Origin of the sequence: Neobacillus drentensis (assembly GCF_036965425.1) — a bacterium.
Lineage (GTDB): Bacteria > Bacillota > Bacilli > Bacillales > Cytobacillaceae > Neobacillus > Neobacillus drentensis_F.
Genome location: NZ_JBALPP010000049.1, coordinates 31,865 through 46,685, shown reverse-complemented (window position 1 = coordinate 46,685; position 14,821 = coordinate 31,865). Strand labels below are relative to the sequence as shown.

17 protein-coding genes are annotated in these 14,821 nt (G+C 38.6%); 1 reads left to right on the top strand and 16 read right to left on the bottom strand.

All coding sequences use genetic code 11. From position 1 onward, the window contains the following. Window positions 1-99: 99 nt before the first annotated feature. Window positions 100-963: a DUF1002 domain-containing protein gene (locus tag V7161_RS14090; protein WP_289985217.1), complete on the top strand. Its 864-nt coding sequence runs from the start codon at window positions 100-102 to the stop codon at window positions 961-963. A 38-nt stretch (window positions 964-1,001) separates the two neighbouring features. Here V7161_RS14090 and lysA read toward each other — a convergent pair whose 3' ends face one another. The 16 genes from lysA to spoIIM all read right to left on the bottom strand — a co-directional run bounded on the left by lysA (window position 1,002) and on the right by spoIIM (window position 14,752). After that, on the bottom strand, window positions 1,002-2,306 hold the full coding sequence (lysA, locus tag V7161_RS14085; protein WP_335445818.1) for a diaminopimelate decarboxylase: 1,305 nt from the start codon (window positions 2,304-2,306) through the stop codon (window positions 1,002-1,004). A 159-nt stretch (window positions 2,307-2,465) separates the two neighbouring features. Beyond that, window positions 2,466-3,956, bottom strand: coding sequence for a spore germination protein (locus V7161_RS14080; RefSeq protein ID WP_335445816.1), 1,491 nt, complete (start codon window positions 3,954-3,956; stop codon window positions 2,466-2,468). Next, window positions 3,943-4,518 carry a stage V sporulation protein AE gene (locus V7161_RS14075; protein ID WP_335445814.1) on the bottom strand — a complete coding sequence of 192 codons (576 nt, stop codon included), beginning with the start codon at window positions 4,516-4,518 and terminating at the stop codon, window positions 3,943-3,945. Before V7161_RS14075 ends, V7161_RS14080 begins: the two co-directional genes overlap by 14 nt. 26 nt (window positions 4,519-4,544) lie before the next feature. Next, window positions 4,545-4,970: a stage V sporulation protein AB gene (locus V7161_RS14070; RefSeq protein ID WP_223591575.1), complete on the bottom strand. Its 426-nt coding sequence runs from the start codon at window positions 4,968-4,970 to the stop codon at window positions 4,545-4,547. Beyond that, the gene (locus V7161_RS14065) at window positions 4,960-5,580 is read right to left on the bottom strand and encodes a stage V sporulation protein AA (protein ID WP_335445813.1); all 621 of its coding nucleotides are present in this window, start codon (window positions 5,578-5,580) and stop codon (window positions 4,960-4,962) included. The genes V7161_RS14070 and V7161_RS14065 overlap by 11 nt, the downstream gene beginning before the upstream one ends. Before the next feature lie 91 nt (window positions 5,581-5,671). Continuing rightward, on the bottom strand, window positions 5,672-6,430 hold the full coding sequence (sigF, locus tag V7161_RS14060; protein WP_223591573.1) for an RNA polymerase sporulation sigma factor SigF: 759 nt from the start codon (window positions 6,428-6,430) through the stop codon (window positions 5,672-5,674). Between the two features lie 12 nt (window positions 6,431-6,442). Next, on the bottom strand, window positions 6,443-6,883 hold the full coding sequence (gene spoIIAB / locus V7161_RS14055; RefSeq protein WP_335445811.1) for an anti-sigma F factor: 441 nt from the start codon (window positions 6,881-6,883) through the stop codon (window positions 6,443-6,445). Continuing rightward, window positions 6,884-7,234: an anti-sigma F factor antagonist gene (gene spoIIAA / locus V7161_RS14050; RefSeq protein WP_223591570.1), complete on the bottom strand. Its 351-nt coding sequence runs from the start codon at window positions 7,232-7,234 to the stop codon at window positions 6,884-6,886. Window positions 7,235-7,378: 144 nt separating this feature from the next. Next, window positions 7,379-8,572, bottom strand: coding sequence for a D-alanyl-D-alanine carboxypeptidase family protein (locus V7161_RS14045; RefSeq protein WP_335445809.1), 1,194 nt, complete (start codon window positions 8,570-8,572; stop codon window positions 7,379-7,381). Between the two features lie 122 nt (window positions 8,573-8,694). Continuing rightward, a complete protein-coding gene (locus V7161_RS14040) occupies window positions 8,695-9,999 on the bottom strand; it encodes a pyrimidine-nucleoside phosphorylase (RefSeq protein ID WP_335445807.1) in 1,305 nt (434 codons plus the stop codon). Between the two features lie 39 nt (window positions 10,000-10,038). Beyond that, window positions 10,039-10,857, bottom strand: a complete 819-nt coding sequence (locus V7161_RS14035) for a purine-nucleoside phosphorylase (protein ID WP_335445805.1) — start codon at window positions 10,855-10,857, stop codon at window positions 10,039-10,041. A gap of 14 nt (window positions 10,858-10,871) precedes the next feature. Continuing rightward, window positions 10,872-12,056, bottom strand: a complete 1,185-nt coding sequence (gene deoB, locus V7161_RS14030) for a phosphopentomutase (protein ID WP_289985201.1) — start codon at window positions 12,054-12,056, stop codon at window positions 10,872-10,874. A gap of 225 nt (window positions 12,057-12,281) precedes the next feature. Beyond that, window positions 12,282-13,175 carry a site-specific tyrosine recombinase XerD gene (gene xerD, locus V7161_RS14025; protein ID WP_335445803.1) on the bottom strand — a complete coding sequence of 298 codons (894 nt, stop codon included), beginning with the start codon at window positions 13,173-13,175 and terminating at the stop codon, window positions 12,282-12,284. 5 nt (window positions 13,176-13,180) lie between these two features. Then, window positions 13,181-13,408, bottom strand: coding sequence for a YqzK family protein (locus tag V7161_RS14020; protein ID WP_335445801.1), 228 nt, complete (start codon window positions 13,406-13,408; stop codon window positions 13,181-13,183). A 129-nt stretch (window positions 13,409-13,537) separates the two neighbouring features. Continuing rightward, complete coding sequence (fur, locus tag V7161_RS14015) at window positions 13,538-13,996, bottom strand: ferric iron uptake transcriptional regulator (protein ID WP_335445799.1); 459 nt, start codon at window positions 13,994-13,996, stop codon at window positions 13,538-13,540. A 111-nt stretch (window positions 13,997-14,107) separates the two neighbouring features. After that, window positions 14,108-14,752: a stage II sporulation protein M gene (spoIIM, locus tag V7161_RS14010; RefSeq protein ID WP_335445798.1), complete on the bottom strand. Its 645-nt coding sequence runs from the start codon at window positions 14,750-14,752 to the stop codon at window positions 14,108-14,110. Window positions 14,753-14,821: the final 69 nt, after the last annotated feature.

The following is a 14,821-nucleotide window of genomic DNA, read 5'->3' as shown; positions in this document are numbered from 1 at the left end:
TTAAATTTTCATTCTATGAAACTTCTAAATCGTTTTTTTCGTTATATTTAATGAAATCGGATATATTATTAAGGTAAGGTATTTTTCAAGGAGGCTAACATGAAAAAAATTCTTATTCTCCTAATGGCAGCTATTATGTTCACATTCCCTATCCAAAGCTTTGCGGATTTAGCTGAAGGTGACATGATTGTAACATTGGGTGAAAATTTAACAGCAGAACAAAAGGACGCACTACTCGCAGAAATGAATGCTCCCAAGGATGTTCAAATCGTAACCGTATCTAATCAGGAGGAGCATCAATATTTAGGGAAATATGTAGCCAAATCACTCATCGGAACAAAGGCGATTTCATCCTCATCCATCACCATTGCTCCCAAAGGTGCCGGCATAACGGTTAAAACAAAAAATATAAATTGGGTAACCGATGAAATGTTTGTTAACGCCCTTATTACTGCAGGGGTCAAGGATGCCAACATTTACATTACAGCTCCAATTTCTGTTTCAGGAACCGCAGCTTTAACAGGAATTATTAAAGCATATGAAATCTCAGCAGATAAAACGATTCCTGAGGAAGTAAAGCAGGCTGCTAACCAGGAAATGGTCGAAACAGCCAAGCTCGGTGACTCCATCGGTGAAAAAAATGCGGCAGCTTTAATTGCAAAAGTAAAAGAGGAAATCGCCAAGAATAAACCAAAAAATGATGCAGAATTGCGAAGCATTATTGAACAGGCAGCTAAGGAATTAAACATTACCCTAACTGAAGAACAAATGAAACGCTTGATTGACCTTTTTAATAAGCTAAAGGGTTTGGACATTGACTGGAATCAGGTAGGGGATCAGCTAAATAAAGCAAAAGACCGCATTTCAAAATTCCTTCAATCGGAGGAAGGGCAAGGATTTTTAGAAAAATTAAAACAATTTTTCATTTCGCTCATTGATGCCATTAAATCGCTATTTTCTTAATAAGTCGAAAAAGCTGCCGAAGATACGGCAGCTTTTTTCTATCTTAGTGGTAAATCGTGTCTAATTAAATCCTCGTAGGTCTCTCTTTTTACGACAAGAGCAGCCTTGCCGTTTTCAACAAAAACGACAGCCGGACGCGGTATGCGGTTATAGTTGTTTGACATGGAATAGCCGTAGGCACCTGTGCAAAATACAGCCAGAATATCCTCATCGTCCGTTTCAGGTAAAGGCAAATCCCAAATCAACATATCTCCGGATTCACAGCATTTCCCTGCAATCGAAACTGTTTCATTCGGCTGTGCCAAGGGCTTATTAGCAAGAACAGCCTCATATTTTGCATGGTAAAGGGCTGGACGGATATTATCGCTCATCCCGCCATCCACTGCTAAATATTTTCTAACCCCAGGAACTTCCTTTGAAGACCCGACTTTATATAGAGTAATACCAGCATCACCGACTAACGAACGTCCTGGTTCAATCCATATTTCCGGCATTTTTAGCGAGTATTGTGCAGTCAAATTTTTTACTTCTTTTATTATCTCACTAACATATTGCGATGGCGGAATCGGTTCATCCTCTTTTGTATATCGAATTCCAAAACCTCCGCCTAAATTTAATACCTCTGCTTCAAAGGATAACTTGTTTTTCCAATCCGACATTCTTTCAACAATTTTTTTAGCTGCCAGCAAGAAACCCGTGGTTTCAAAAATTTGCGAGCCAATATGACAATGAAGTCCAAGGACATTAAAATGTTCAAATTGGAGAGCGGATGTTAAGGCCTGTTCCGCTTGTCCATTTTGCAGGTCGAAACCAAATTTGGAATCCTCCTGACCCGTTAAAATATAATCATGGGTATGGGCTTCAATTCCCGGCGTAATCCTTAATAAAATATTTACATTGGCCTTTTTCTCTAAACAGATCGATTTTAAAAGTTCCATCTCAAAAAAATTATCAATGACAATGCAGCCAATTCCATGCTCCAATGCCATTTCTAATTCTTCTCTGCTTTTGTTATTTCCATGAAAATGAATTCTCTCCACTGGGAATCCAGCAGTAATCGCTGTATATAATTCGCCGCCGGAGACAACATCCAGTGATAATCCTTCTTCTTCTGCCAGTTGAACCATGGCGACTGTTGAAAATGCTTTACTGGCATATGCAACTTGAGCCTTTACTTGCTGGTCTTCAAAAGTCTGTTTAAACCCACGCGCTCTTTCTCTCATTAATGCCACATCATAAACATATAACGGAGTCCCAAATTGCTGTGCCAGCTCGAGAGCATCAACACCGCCTATTTCTAAATTCCCGTTTTTATTTACACCTGTTGTTCCGTAAAAAAACATTCCCTTCCCTCTCTCCGTAACGACTCACTACATTTTATGTAGACAATCACAAAAGATAATAAATAAATAGACAGAATCTGCATAGAAACTGCCTATTTTTTTGCACTCTATTGAATATTTAATTAAAAACACTTTAGCATAACAGAGAAATTTCCGCAATCATTTCTCGTTGGCTTTTGGCGGCTGCCTGTAACGATTTCTTGGGTGGACAATGCTTGGTCTAAGGATTGACCCCGGAATAGCCCTTCGAAAAATAATTTGCATAAATCCTTTAGGCTCAAACGGAAGAAAAGGCCATAAGTATGGTGTATTAAGGGCACGGGTTTTAACAAGAAAAATAAAGAATAAGGTAGTCCCGATTACAAAACCTGGTGTATGGAAAAATGCGACAAGCAGTAACAAGGTTAATCTACCCATTTTGTTTGCTATACTTAACTCGTAACTTGGGGTTGTAAAAGATCCAATACCAGCTACAGCCACATACAAAATTACCTCAGGAACAAATAGACCTACACTAATGGCAATTTGCCCAATCAATACTGCTGCAATTAAGCCCATTGCTGTTGAAAGCGGTGTTGGTGTATGAATGGCAGCCAATCTCAAAAATTCCAGACCAAAATCTGCTAAAAATATTTGAACGATAATTGGAATATTGGTCTGTTCATTCGGTCCAATAAATGATAGCTTTTCAGGTAATAATGATGGTTCCAATACGAATAACAACCATAACGGAAGTAGTAATATAGAAGTTACTACACCAAGAAATCGAGCAAAGCGCATAAAAGTTCCCATTGCTGGTGATTCCCTGAATTCTTCCGCATGCTGAACATGATGAAAGTACGTCGTTGGTGTAATAATTACGCTTGGTGATGTGTCTACTAATATAATTACATGCCCTTCAAGGATATGGGTAGCGGCCACATCCGCACGCTCTGTATACCTTACAAGCGGAAATGGATTGAACCCTTGTTTTACTAAGAATTCTTCAATCGTTTTATCTGCCATTGGAATTCCATCCGTTTCAATAGCATTTAATTCTTTTCGGATTATATTAATTAGATCTGGGTCGGCCACATCCTCTAAATAACCTAAAGAAACATCGGTTCTTGAGCGCTCTCCTACTTTTAACATTTCAAAACGAAGCCGCTCGTCCCTGATTCTCCTTCTAATTAAAGCCGTATTTAGAATGATATTTTCTACTAAACCATCTCGTGATCCTCTTACTACCTTTTCTGTATCAGGTTCTTGAGGTGAACGCCCCGGGTAGCTTCTTACATCAATAGCAAAAGCCGTGCTTTCGCCTTCCATTACTACAACAATTAAACCTGATAGTACTTTTAATACAAGCTGGTCTAAATCTTTAATTTGCTCAACAGATTGGTTGATAAGCCTATTATCAATAATTTTGAACAGGTTCGTGGAAATTTTTTCATGATCATTAATCTCTACTAATTCTTTAATTAGTTGAATTATATAACTGGTGTCACATAGTCCATTGACATAATAAATATTGACTTCTTTTTTTAGAATGGTCAATTTCCGTATTCCTAAATCAAAGCTGACACCCAGCCCAACTCGTTGTTTCATATAATTTTCAATTTCATGCACGGATTCCGGAATCGGCCAAATATGCTCCTTACCTCTTGTCATAGAAGCCACTCCTTTCTAGTATAAGCTCTACTGCTTTTTTCGTGATGGGCGAACCTATCTTATAAGAATCACGGCGTGCCATTTTACCAATATCGCCTATTCCAACAATTATCGGTACATTCAATTCATCAAGACAGTAAACGGTATCTCCATTTATTCTGCCGATTTCAAGTTCTGGTATACCGTATTTATCTACTCCATATGGCGTTAATTCGCCATCGTGATCGATACTTATATCGACTCTCGTCCATTCCTCATGATGCGATTTTGCTGCCACTGCTATAATTCCCAATACTTCAATATCTTTATGTAATGCCACATATTTTAGGGCATTTTCACCATATCCTTCCCCTACAATTCCACTATCATCAAACATCACCAGTACTGGATCATACGGAGTTTTTTTTATTAATCGGACAAGCTCAGCACCTGTTAATTTAGACGGATTCCCTTGCGACATGGAAAGACAGCGGCCGCCTATTTCCTTGGCAACATGCTCGACAGCTTTCTTTGCGTATTCATCACCGTCAGTAATTAAAATAACACGCCTCCGATTACTCATCCTGTGATGTCCTTTCATGGAGAAGTTTACTTAATATGTACAAAATAAAGCCATTGAAAAATGGATCCAAAGATTTTTCCTAATACAATTGCCATAATTAAAATGACAATTTCTCCATCTAACCTAATCCGTTTAGCGAGGATTGGCAGAACATTTAAAACCTCCGTAAGAGCAGCTGCCAACATACCAACAAACACTCCCCCGCTGATACCAAGCGGAATCAAAAAATAGGCTGAAATAGGAAGGAGCGGGTCCCTTAAGCTTGCGAGCACACCGCTAATCGCACCAATCACAACTGCCCATTCATAGTGTTGAATCATTTTCATTGTTTTGGTCAGCTGAGTAAGTCTTGGGATAATTCCAAGAACGGTTAGAAACGCTACAAATCCCGACCCAACGGCTAATCCACTTGCTAATCCTAAAAATATGATCGATACAATTTTAATCGTCATTAACGCGTTTCATACTTTCTTTATTTTCATGGATAATCACATAATTATCTAAATCCATTTGATAATTAAACATTTCTACTTCAAGTGGACTGGGTTCATCATTTAAACGCTTCTTAAAAAAATGATTAAAGAATAAAATCATGCCGAGGCCTAAACCAATTGAATAAGGGATTTGAAAGAGTAATGGCTTTGCTTCATTTTTTCCGGTAATAATGGTGTAAATTTTTTCCTGGACACTCTTCATACTTACATCATCATGAAAATTCATAATCGCCATGGCTGATCCAAAAAATAATAGAAACCAAATTAGCAGAAAAAAAGGAATAGATATTCCTTTTTTCTTATTTGTTACTTCAATGATGGTCTGCGCAGGGCCAATCGTTTGAACCTCCATGTCCCCGAACTTAGTTGTTATCAACTGAATGATATGCATAACATCAATAACGATAATATTTCGATCCATTTCCGTTACCAGGTGAACAAGCATTTCTTTTAAATTTGAAAGTATAGCATCTGGGGCAATAATCTGGGCGACATCCTTCAATAAAACTCTTTCTTCAGGCTTTGTTTGAACACGGTTCCGCATGCGAATGTAGATTGTTTTTTCCAAAACATTCACTTCCCACACAATGTTTTCCTTGTGTATGTAGTATGAGTTTTAAAGAAGAGTTTCATGTATGAAAATGAAAAAACCGCATGAATCAGAGATCCATACGGTCTTTCATTTGTTGCAATATCTTTTTTTCGAGTCTTGAAACTTGTACTTGAGAAATCCCAAGGCGCCCGGCAACTTCGGATTGAGTTTGGTCCTTATAATAGCGCAAATAGACAATCAGCCTTTCCCGTTCATCTAATTCGCGAATTGCTTCTTTTAAGGCAATTTTATCAAACCACTTTCCTTCGTTGCCATCATCAATTTGATCTAATAATGTAATTGGATCTCCATCATTTTCATAAACGGTTTCATGAATGGAGGAAGGTGTTCTGCTTGCCTCTTGTGCAAGAATGACATCCTCCGGCGTCAGCTCAAGATACTCAGAAATCTCATTAACGGTAGGTATTCTTCCTAATGTTTTTGATAACTCATCCTTGGCCTTGCGGATTTTGTTTCCCATTTCTTTCAGTGAACGGCTGACCTTTACGGTTCCATCATCACGAATAAATCGTTGAATTTCTCCGATAATCATCGGTACGGCGTAGGTAGAAAACTTGACGTCGTAGGAAAGGTCAAACTTATCAACTGACTTCAATAATCCAATGCAGCCAATTTGGAATAAATCATCAGGGTCATACCCTCTATTAAGAAACCTTTGAACTACTGACCAAACAAGGCGCATATTCTTTTCAACAATTAAATCCCTTGCTTCTTGGTCTCCGTCCTGGCTCTTTTTTATGAGCTCTTTCACTTCATGATCCTTTAAATACGGTTGACTTTTATCGTTCTTGACCTCCACATCCATCGGCAAGTCTCCTTAATTGCAAAGCATTTTGCGGGATTGTAAATGCTTACGTAATCTAACCTCGGTTCCGCTGCCTGGCTGTGAATGAATCTCTACCTCATCCATGAAATTCTCCATGATGGTAAAACCCATACCGGACCTTTCTAAGTCCGGCTTTGTTGTAAATAATGGCTGACGAGCTTCCTCCACATCGATAATTCCTGATCCTATATCTTTAATTGTCATATCAATTAAACTATCTTCAATGGAAACACGGATATAAACAATTCCATTTGGATCGTTTTCATAACCATGAATAATCGCATTCGTCACGGCTTCTGAAACCACTGTTTTTATTTCGGTTAACTCATCCATCGTTGGGTCTAGTTGGGCAATAAATGCAGCTACAGTCACACGGGCAAAGGATTCATTTTGACTTAAAGCACTGAACTCAAGATTCATCTCATTTTTCATTCAGGCAACCCCCAATCTTTGCAATGCAAATTCCTCAGTCGGTTCCATTTTGATGATTTTAAATAAACCAGACATATCGAATAATCTTTGTATTGCTGGGGAAATTGCACAAACTACCATTTCACCATGCACCTGTTTAATTTGTTTATATCTTCCTAAAATTACGCCTAAACCTGAGCTATCCATAAAAGAGAGTTGTTCTAGATTCAAGACGATATGGCGAATGTCATTTTTTTCGATCGCTGCTGTTGCTTTTTCGCGAAGTTCATCCGCGGTGTGGTGGTCTAATTCACCGCTTAAGCGAATGCATAAAACATCATGTTTTGTAACTAATTCAATGTTAAGACTCACTATCCCCGGCCTCCTTAATCTGGTATAGTGAGTCAATTCGCTGTTTTATTATCAATATCCTTCTATAAATACAAAACTAGTCTTATTTCGTCAAAAGTAGTGGATTATCTTAACATTCGACAACGATAGCGTATGCGCTTTGAATTATTTTCCTGCTTTTGTAAACATTCCGAATGAACGCTTGTAAAGGGTCCACCAGCCTGCTTCTTTTACAGACTTACTTGCGACGAGCGGACTTTCAAGGATTACCTTTCCATCCTTAATCAGCTTAATCGTCCCAACCTTGTCACCTTTATTTAATGGTGCGTTGAGGTTTTTTTGGAGAATTACTTTTTGCTTTACATCCTCCGTTTTTTCACCTTTTTTAGTCAGTAACGAAAGTGGTTCACTAGTGACTGCCTCTACTGATTTATCCTTGCCTTTACTGATTCTGGCTGTGCCAATAGTTTGATTTCTTTTATACAGCGGGTGTGTTTGGTACTGACTAAAAGCATAATTAAGCATTTTTGTCACTTGAGCATTTCTCTCTTTCGACGTTGGTGCTCCAAAGACAACCGCAATGACACGCATGCCATCCTTTTGTGCTGTTGCTGTTAAGCAATATTTCGCTTCAGCCGTAAAACCCGTTTTTAACCCGTCAACTCCAGGGTAAAAACGAACCAATTTGTTTGTATTAACGAGCCAGAACTTTTTGTCTGTATTTTCACGAAGGTATGCCTCATACATTCCCGTAAATTTTGTAATGTCTTCATATTTTAATAGTTCTTTTGCCATTACTGCCATATCATGTGCAGAGCTGTAATGTCCGCTTACAGGTAAGCCCGTAGTATTTTTAAAAAAGGTATGCTTCAATCCCAGCTGTTTTGCCTTTGCATTCATCATATCGACAAAGGCTTCCTCCGAACCGGCAATTCTCTCAGCCATCGCTACTGAAGCGTCATTTCCTGAACCAATCGCGATGCCCTGAAGCATCTGCTTGGTTGTCATTTCTTCACCTGGTTCCAGGAATATTTGTGATCCACCCATAGAGGCGGCATATTCACTCGTCCGGACTTTTTCATTCCAGGAAAGCTTTCCTTTATCAATCGCTTCCATAATGAGTAACATCGTCATAATTTTGGTCATACTTGCAGGCGGCAATTTTTCTTGGCTATTTTTCTCATATAGAATCTTGCCTGTGTCCCGCTCAATTAAAATGGCAGAACTGACGTTACTGACAATATCTGTACCCTTATTTTCTATTTGGGCATTCTTTTTTTCTTCAGCAGCAAAGGAAGATGGTACCCATAAGCTAGTCAGTAAAAAAGATGCTACTATAAAAGAGAACAATCGTTTCATTCGCATAACCCTCCATTCTTTATAGCCACCATTTTTACCAAAATAAACAAGTTTATACATAAAAAGGTGTCAGGCACCATGTGAAATTTTCACATGGTGCCTGACACCTTAGAGCACGTTTATTATTCAGTTATTTCTCCATGGATGAGAACTGGCGCGTCGACTTTGGCTGCCGAGATTTTGATATTTTCATAAAGCTTTTGTTTTACTTCACTTACATCCTCAAAGTTGCTGTAGATAGTTACTAACGATTCACCTTTATTGACTTGGTCTCCGATCTTCTTCCTTAACACAAGGCCAACTGCCAAATCAATAATAGATTCCTTCGTTGCTCTTCCTGCTCCTAGTAACATTGCTGCTGTTCCAACCTCGTCAGCGACGATTTCGGAAACATACCCATCTTCTTTCGCTTCAAGTTCAAACGTGAATTTAGCCTGCGGCATTTTAGCAGGATCATCTACAATCGAAGCATCCCCGCCTTGAGAGCTTAAAAAGACTTTTAATTTTTCAAGGGCTGAACCATCTTTAATCACATTTTCAAGGAGTGTCCTTGCCTCTGCTAATGAGCCTGCCTTTTCTGCCAGGTAAACCATATGGCTGCCGAGTGTTAAGCATAACTCTGTTAAATCTTCGGGACCCTCACCTTTTAATGTGTCAATAGCTTCCTTTACTTCAAGCGCGTTACCGATAGCATATCCTAGCGGCTGGCTCATGTCGGAAATGACGGCCATTGTACGTCTGCCGACATTATTACCAATCCGAACCATTGCTTTTGCCAAGTCTTTTGAATCATCAAGCGTTTTCATGAAAGCTCCGGCACCTGTTTTTACATCCAGTACAATGGCATCAGCTCCTGCAGCAATTTTTTTGCTCATTATGGAACTAGCAATCAGCGGAATACTTTCAACAGTTGCCGTAACATCTCTTAGGGCATAAAGCTTTTTATCCGCAGGTGTTAAATTTCCGCTTTGGCCGATAACGGCGATTTTATTTTTATTTACTAGATCAATGAATTCAGCATTATCAATTTCAACATGGAAACCATTAACTGCTTCTAATTTATCAATGGTACCGCCGGTATGTCCCAATCCACGACCTGACATTTTCGCAACTGGGACCCCCAGGGCAGCTACAAGCGGGCCAAGAACAAGAGTGGTAGTATCACCAACTCCCCCAGTTGAATGTTTATCAACTTTTATTCCTTCAATTTGCGATAAATCAATTTGATCCCCGGATTCCACCATTGCCATTGTTAAATCGGCTCTTTCTTTCTCAGTCATCCCTTGAAAGACGATAGCCATTGTTAAGGCACTCATTTGATAATCCGGTATGGAACCATCTGTATAGCCGTTAATAATAAATTTGATTTCTTCCGTTGTTAATTCATGTCCATCTCGTTTTTTCTCAATTAGGTCAACCATTCTCATCGATTATCACCACTTTACAATAAATAGTTTTCTGCTCAATTACGCCATATTTTTAACGATTTCTTTTATATATAGAAGGAAATTTGCTTTAACTTTTTCAGTTGTTTCAATGACTTCATCATGTGTCAGCGGCTGGTCAAGAATTCCGGCAGCCATATTTGAAATACAAGATATCCCAAGAACCTTCATTCCACTGTGGCGGGCAACGATTACCTCTGGTACAGTAGACATTCCTACTGCATCACCGCCCAATACCCGAACCATGCGAATTTCAGCTGGCGTTTCATATACAGGGCCAGGGTTTCCGAAATAAACACCCTCTTGAATCTTAATATTTAAGCGAGAAGCGATTTCTTTTGCCATAGCACGTAATTCCTTCGTATAGGCTTCTGACATATCTGGAAAACGAACGCCTAATTTAGCATCATTTGGCCCAATTAATGGATTTGTTCCCATATTATTAATATGGTCGGTAATAATCATCAAATCTCCCGGCTCGAAGCTTTCATTGACACCGCCGGCAGCATTCGTAACGATTAACATTTCAACTCCCATTTCTTTCATGACGCGAACAGGGAAAGTTACTTTATCCATTGTATATCCTTCATAAAAATGAAAGCGACCCTGCATTGCAACAACTTCTACTCCACTTAATACCCCAAAAACAAGCTGTCCTGCATGTCCTTCTACTGTGGATACTGGAAAATCAGGTATTTGATTGTATGGAATTTTGACAGGATTCTCAATCTCATCCGCTAACACACCTAATCCAGAGCCTAAAATGAGACCAATTTTAGGTGTATTCGCATATTTATCTTTAAGAAATCCAGCAGCATTTTGAATTTTTTCAACGTTCATGTTCATTCCCCTTTTTAGCTTAATTCTTTTAAAAAGCTCTTTCCGTAATTTGGCATTTTCACATTGAAGTTTTCCGCCACTGTTGCACCTAGGTCAGCAAATGTTTCTCGGAGTGGCAGCTCTCTGCCCTCAGTCATTTTCTTAGAGTAAACCAATAATGGGACATATTCACGAGTATGGTCTGTGCCAGGTGCGACAGGATCGTTTCCGTGGTCTGCTGTAATCATTAATAGGTCATCTTCCTTCATTTTCGCAAACACTTCAGGAAGGCGCGCATCATATTCTTCAAGTGCTTTACCATAACCTTCAGGGTCGCGGCGGTGACCATACAATGCATCAAAATCCACTAGATTTAAAAAGCTTATTCCATTGAAGTCCATATCAAGGGTTTCAACAAGCTTATCCATACCGTCCATATTCGAAACAGTGCGGAGTGACTTTGTAACGCCTTCGCCGTCATAAATATCCGATATTTTACCAATCGCGATTACATCAAATCCTGCATCCTTCAATTCGCTCATTACTGTCCGATCGAATGGTTTTAAGGCATAATCATGACGGTTAGAAGTCCGTTTAAAGTTTCCTGGTTCCCCTAGGAATGGACGGGCAATTACCCGGCCAACCATGTACTTTTCATCAAGCGTCAGTTCGCGTGCAATTTTACAAATTTTATATAATTCTTCAAGCGGAATAATTTCCTCGTGGGCGGCAATTTGCAGGACAGAATCTGCCGATGTATATACAATCAATGCACCTGAATTCATGTGCTCTGCACCAAGTTCATCAAGAATTTCGGTTCCGCTGGCTGGTTTATTGCCAATAATTTTTCTGCCGGTGCGGTTTTCTAATTCAGATACAAGTTCCTCTGGAAACCCTTCTGGGAAAACACGGAATGGAGTCTGAATATTAAGTCCCATAATTTCCCAATGCCCTGTCATTGTATCTTTTCCGTTTGAAGCTTCCATCATTTTTGTATAAAAAGCTAAAGGCTTTTCTGCTTTATTAATTCCTTTTATTTCCCGAATATTACTTAATCCCAATTTCGCCATATTAGGCATATTAAGACCGTTCATTCTTTCAGCAATATGTCCAAATGTATCAGCACCTTTATCACCAAACTTTTCTGCATCCGGTGCTTCTCCAATTCCGACTGAGTCCATGACGATAATAAAAATACGCTTATATGTATCTGCCGTCATTCGAATCTTCCTCCTTTATCAATAGGAAACGTTTACAAATAAAAAAATACACAAAAATAGGTTACCCTGTTTATATTGGAACTATGAAGGGGTCCCATAATTGCATTCGTCAGAAGTCTGACATCTCTATTTTACTAAATGTTTTCGAAAATACAAGAAAAAGCTGCCTGAATTTTTGGCAGCTTTTTGACGTTTTTGTGAAATTGAGTAGCAACTATGATTCTATCAAGCTCTTGGGTGGAATTTACTATAAACGTCCTTCAACCTTGTCTTAGAAACGTTTGTATATATTTGTGTTGTGGCTATATTTGCATGTCCTAACATTTCTTGAACAGCCTTTAAATCAGCCCCATTTTCCAATAAATGAGCAGCAAAGGAATGACGGAGTGTATGTGGAGTCAGCTCTTTTACTATTCCAGCCTCTTTGGAAAGTTTTTTTAGAATTTTCCAAAAACCCTGTCTGGTCAACCTTTTACCCTGGTGATTTAAAAACAAGGCATTATCAGGGGTTTTTTTCGCCGCAAACAAAGGTCTGCCTTGTTCTAAATATTGCAATATCGCATTTGAGGCAGTTCGCCCAATCGGAATAATCCGTTCATTATTGCTTGTTCCATGACAACGAATAAACCCCATCGTTAAATGAACATGATCAACATCCAGACCAATAAGTTCACTAACACGAATTCCTGTTGCATAGAGAAGTTCAAGCATCGCTTTGTCCCGTTTTCCAAAATGATCATCCAATTTAGGCGCTTCTAAAAGGAATTCGACCTCTTTCATGCTCAAAACTTTAGGAATAGCCCTTTCAAGTTTCGGCGGTTCAATCAAATTCGAAGGATCCTGGTCAGCTGCTTTTTCCCTTAATAAAAATTGATGAAAGGCACGAATGGAAGCAATGTGCCGTGCAATTGTTTTCGCTGATTTTCCTTTCTCCTTTAAAAATCCCAGAAATTGCACAATATGGACGCGCTGTACATCATTAAAGGAGCGGATTGCCTCAACCTTTACTAAATAATGAAGATAGCTTTTCAAATCGCGTTCATAGGATAGAATCGTATTTTTGGCCAGCCCTTTTTCAACTATCAAATAATGCATAAATTCTTTTATTCGCTCTTCCATCGCCCTTACTCCCCATTTAAATAAAACAACATCAGCCGATCTAACAAGGAAGGATTTTCTTCATCTACTGCATTTGAAACCTTTAATGCTGCTCCTTCCGGTTCTTCATAGCGATGATAGCTTTGGTATTCTTCTGATACCCACATGATACCATAATAGAAGAGGATTGTGCATCCGGTGAAAATGATAAAAACCTTTAAGGTTTGCAGTGTAATTTTTAGAAAAGAAATCATCTTACTTCCCCCTAATTTTCAGGTACTCTAGTAAAAGGTATGCCAAAATGTACAAGTTTTATACCTTTATATCTGGAAATATGGGGAAACAAAAGAAAAAGCCCTTTGCACAAAAGGACCATTTATAAGCTATACAGTTTTTTCTTCCACTTTCGCCTGGCAGCGATAGCAAATCCCATGAAAAGTAAGGCGATGATCTTTAATTTTAAAATTCCATCGTCTTTCGACGATAGCTTCTACATCCTCAAGCAAATCTTCCTGAATTTCATCAACGGCTCCACATTCAATACAAACAAGGTGATGGTGAAAATGTGCTGCACCTTCCTGCCTTAAATCGTATCTCGATACGCCGTCGCCAAAATTTATTTTATCGACAATTTTTAATTCCGTTAATAATTCTAATGTTCGATAAACAGTTGCTAATCCAATTTCAGGCGATTTTTCTTTAACGAGGAGGTACACATCTTCCGCACTTAAATGATCCTCTTCATTTTCTAGTAAAACTCTGACGGTTGCTTCACGCTGAGGTGTTAGCTTATAACTTGCTGAATGCAACTGTTTTTTTATACGTTCAATTCTAGTTTCCATTCTGAAGTCCCTCCCTCGCCACTGTTAGTTCTCATTATAACAGATGAGAAATGAGATTCAAAATAAAATTATTATAAACAAGAACTTATAATTAATATTAAATAATAATTATTATAAAGATGTTGAAGTAATAATCGTTTTCATTAGCCATGGCGATAAATAAGCCTCTATTCCAGATGCTGCCGAGATAAAAATTACTGCAGCAATCAGGGCAAAAATATATCCTTTAAAAAAAGGCATGATTGGCTGGGCATATTTTTTCATAAACTGTTTTTTGATCATTCTCATTGAAAATATCACTGATAAGGCTGCCATCATGATAAACACTGGAATGATAATCAAGTTTTGCGGGAGGATCGAAGCAAACGCGAGCAGAAATCCTTTCCAGCCCATTTGACTTACTAAAAAGCCAACTGTAAACCCAACAACCATTCCTTTAACAAATAAGAGAATCAGAATAACAGGCAGTCCAATGATTGATATCCCAAGGATCCACATTAGTCCAATAAACTTACTATTGTGGGAAAAGCTTTGGAAAAATAGGTCATTATCTTCCGCTACCTTATCTCCGGAAACTTGGCCAAAAAATTGTGATAAGTAATAGTAGAGATCTTCCTTTTGGGTAAAACTCATACTGTTTACCACAACAGCTCCAAATATGACCCCCATTAAAAATAAAATTACAATAAATAAGAAAATCGAGGAATGCTCACGGAAATAACTAGCGGCATTGGAATGGTTCAATCGTTTTTTCATTTGCGGTTCCTCCTACTTTTGTCAATCTGTTATTACAATCTATGCCTAATCTAGTATTTCTATTACCAT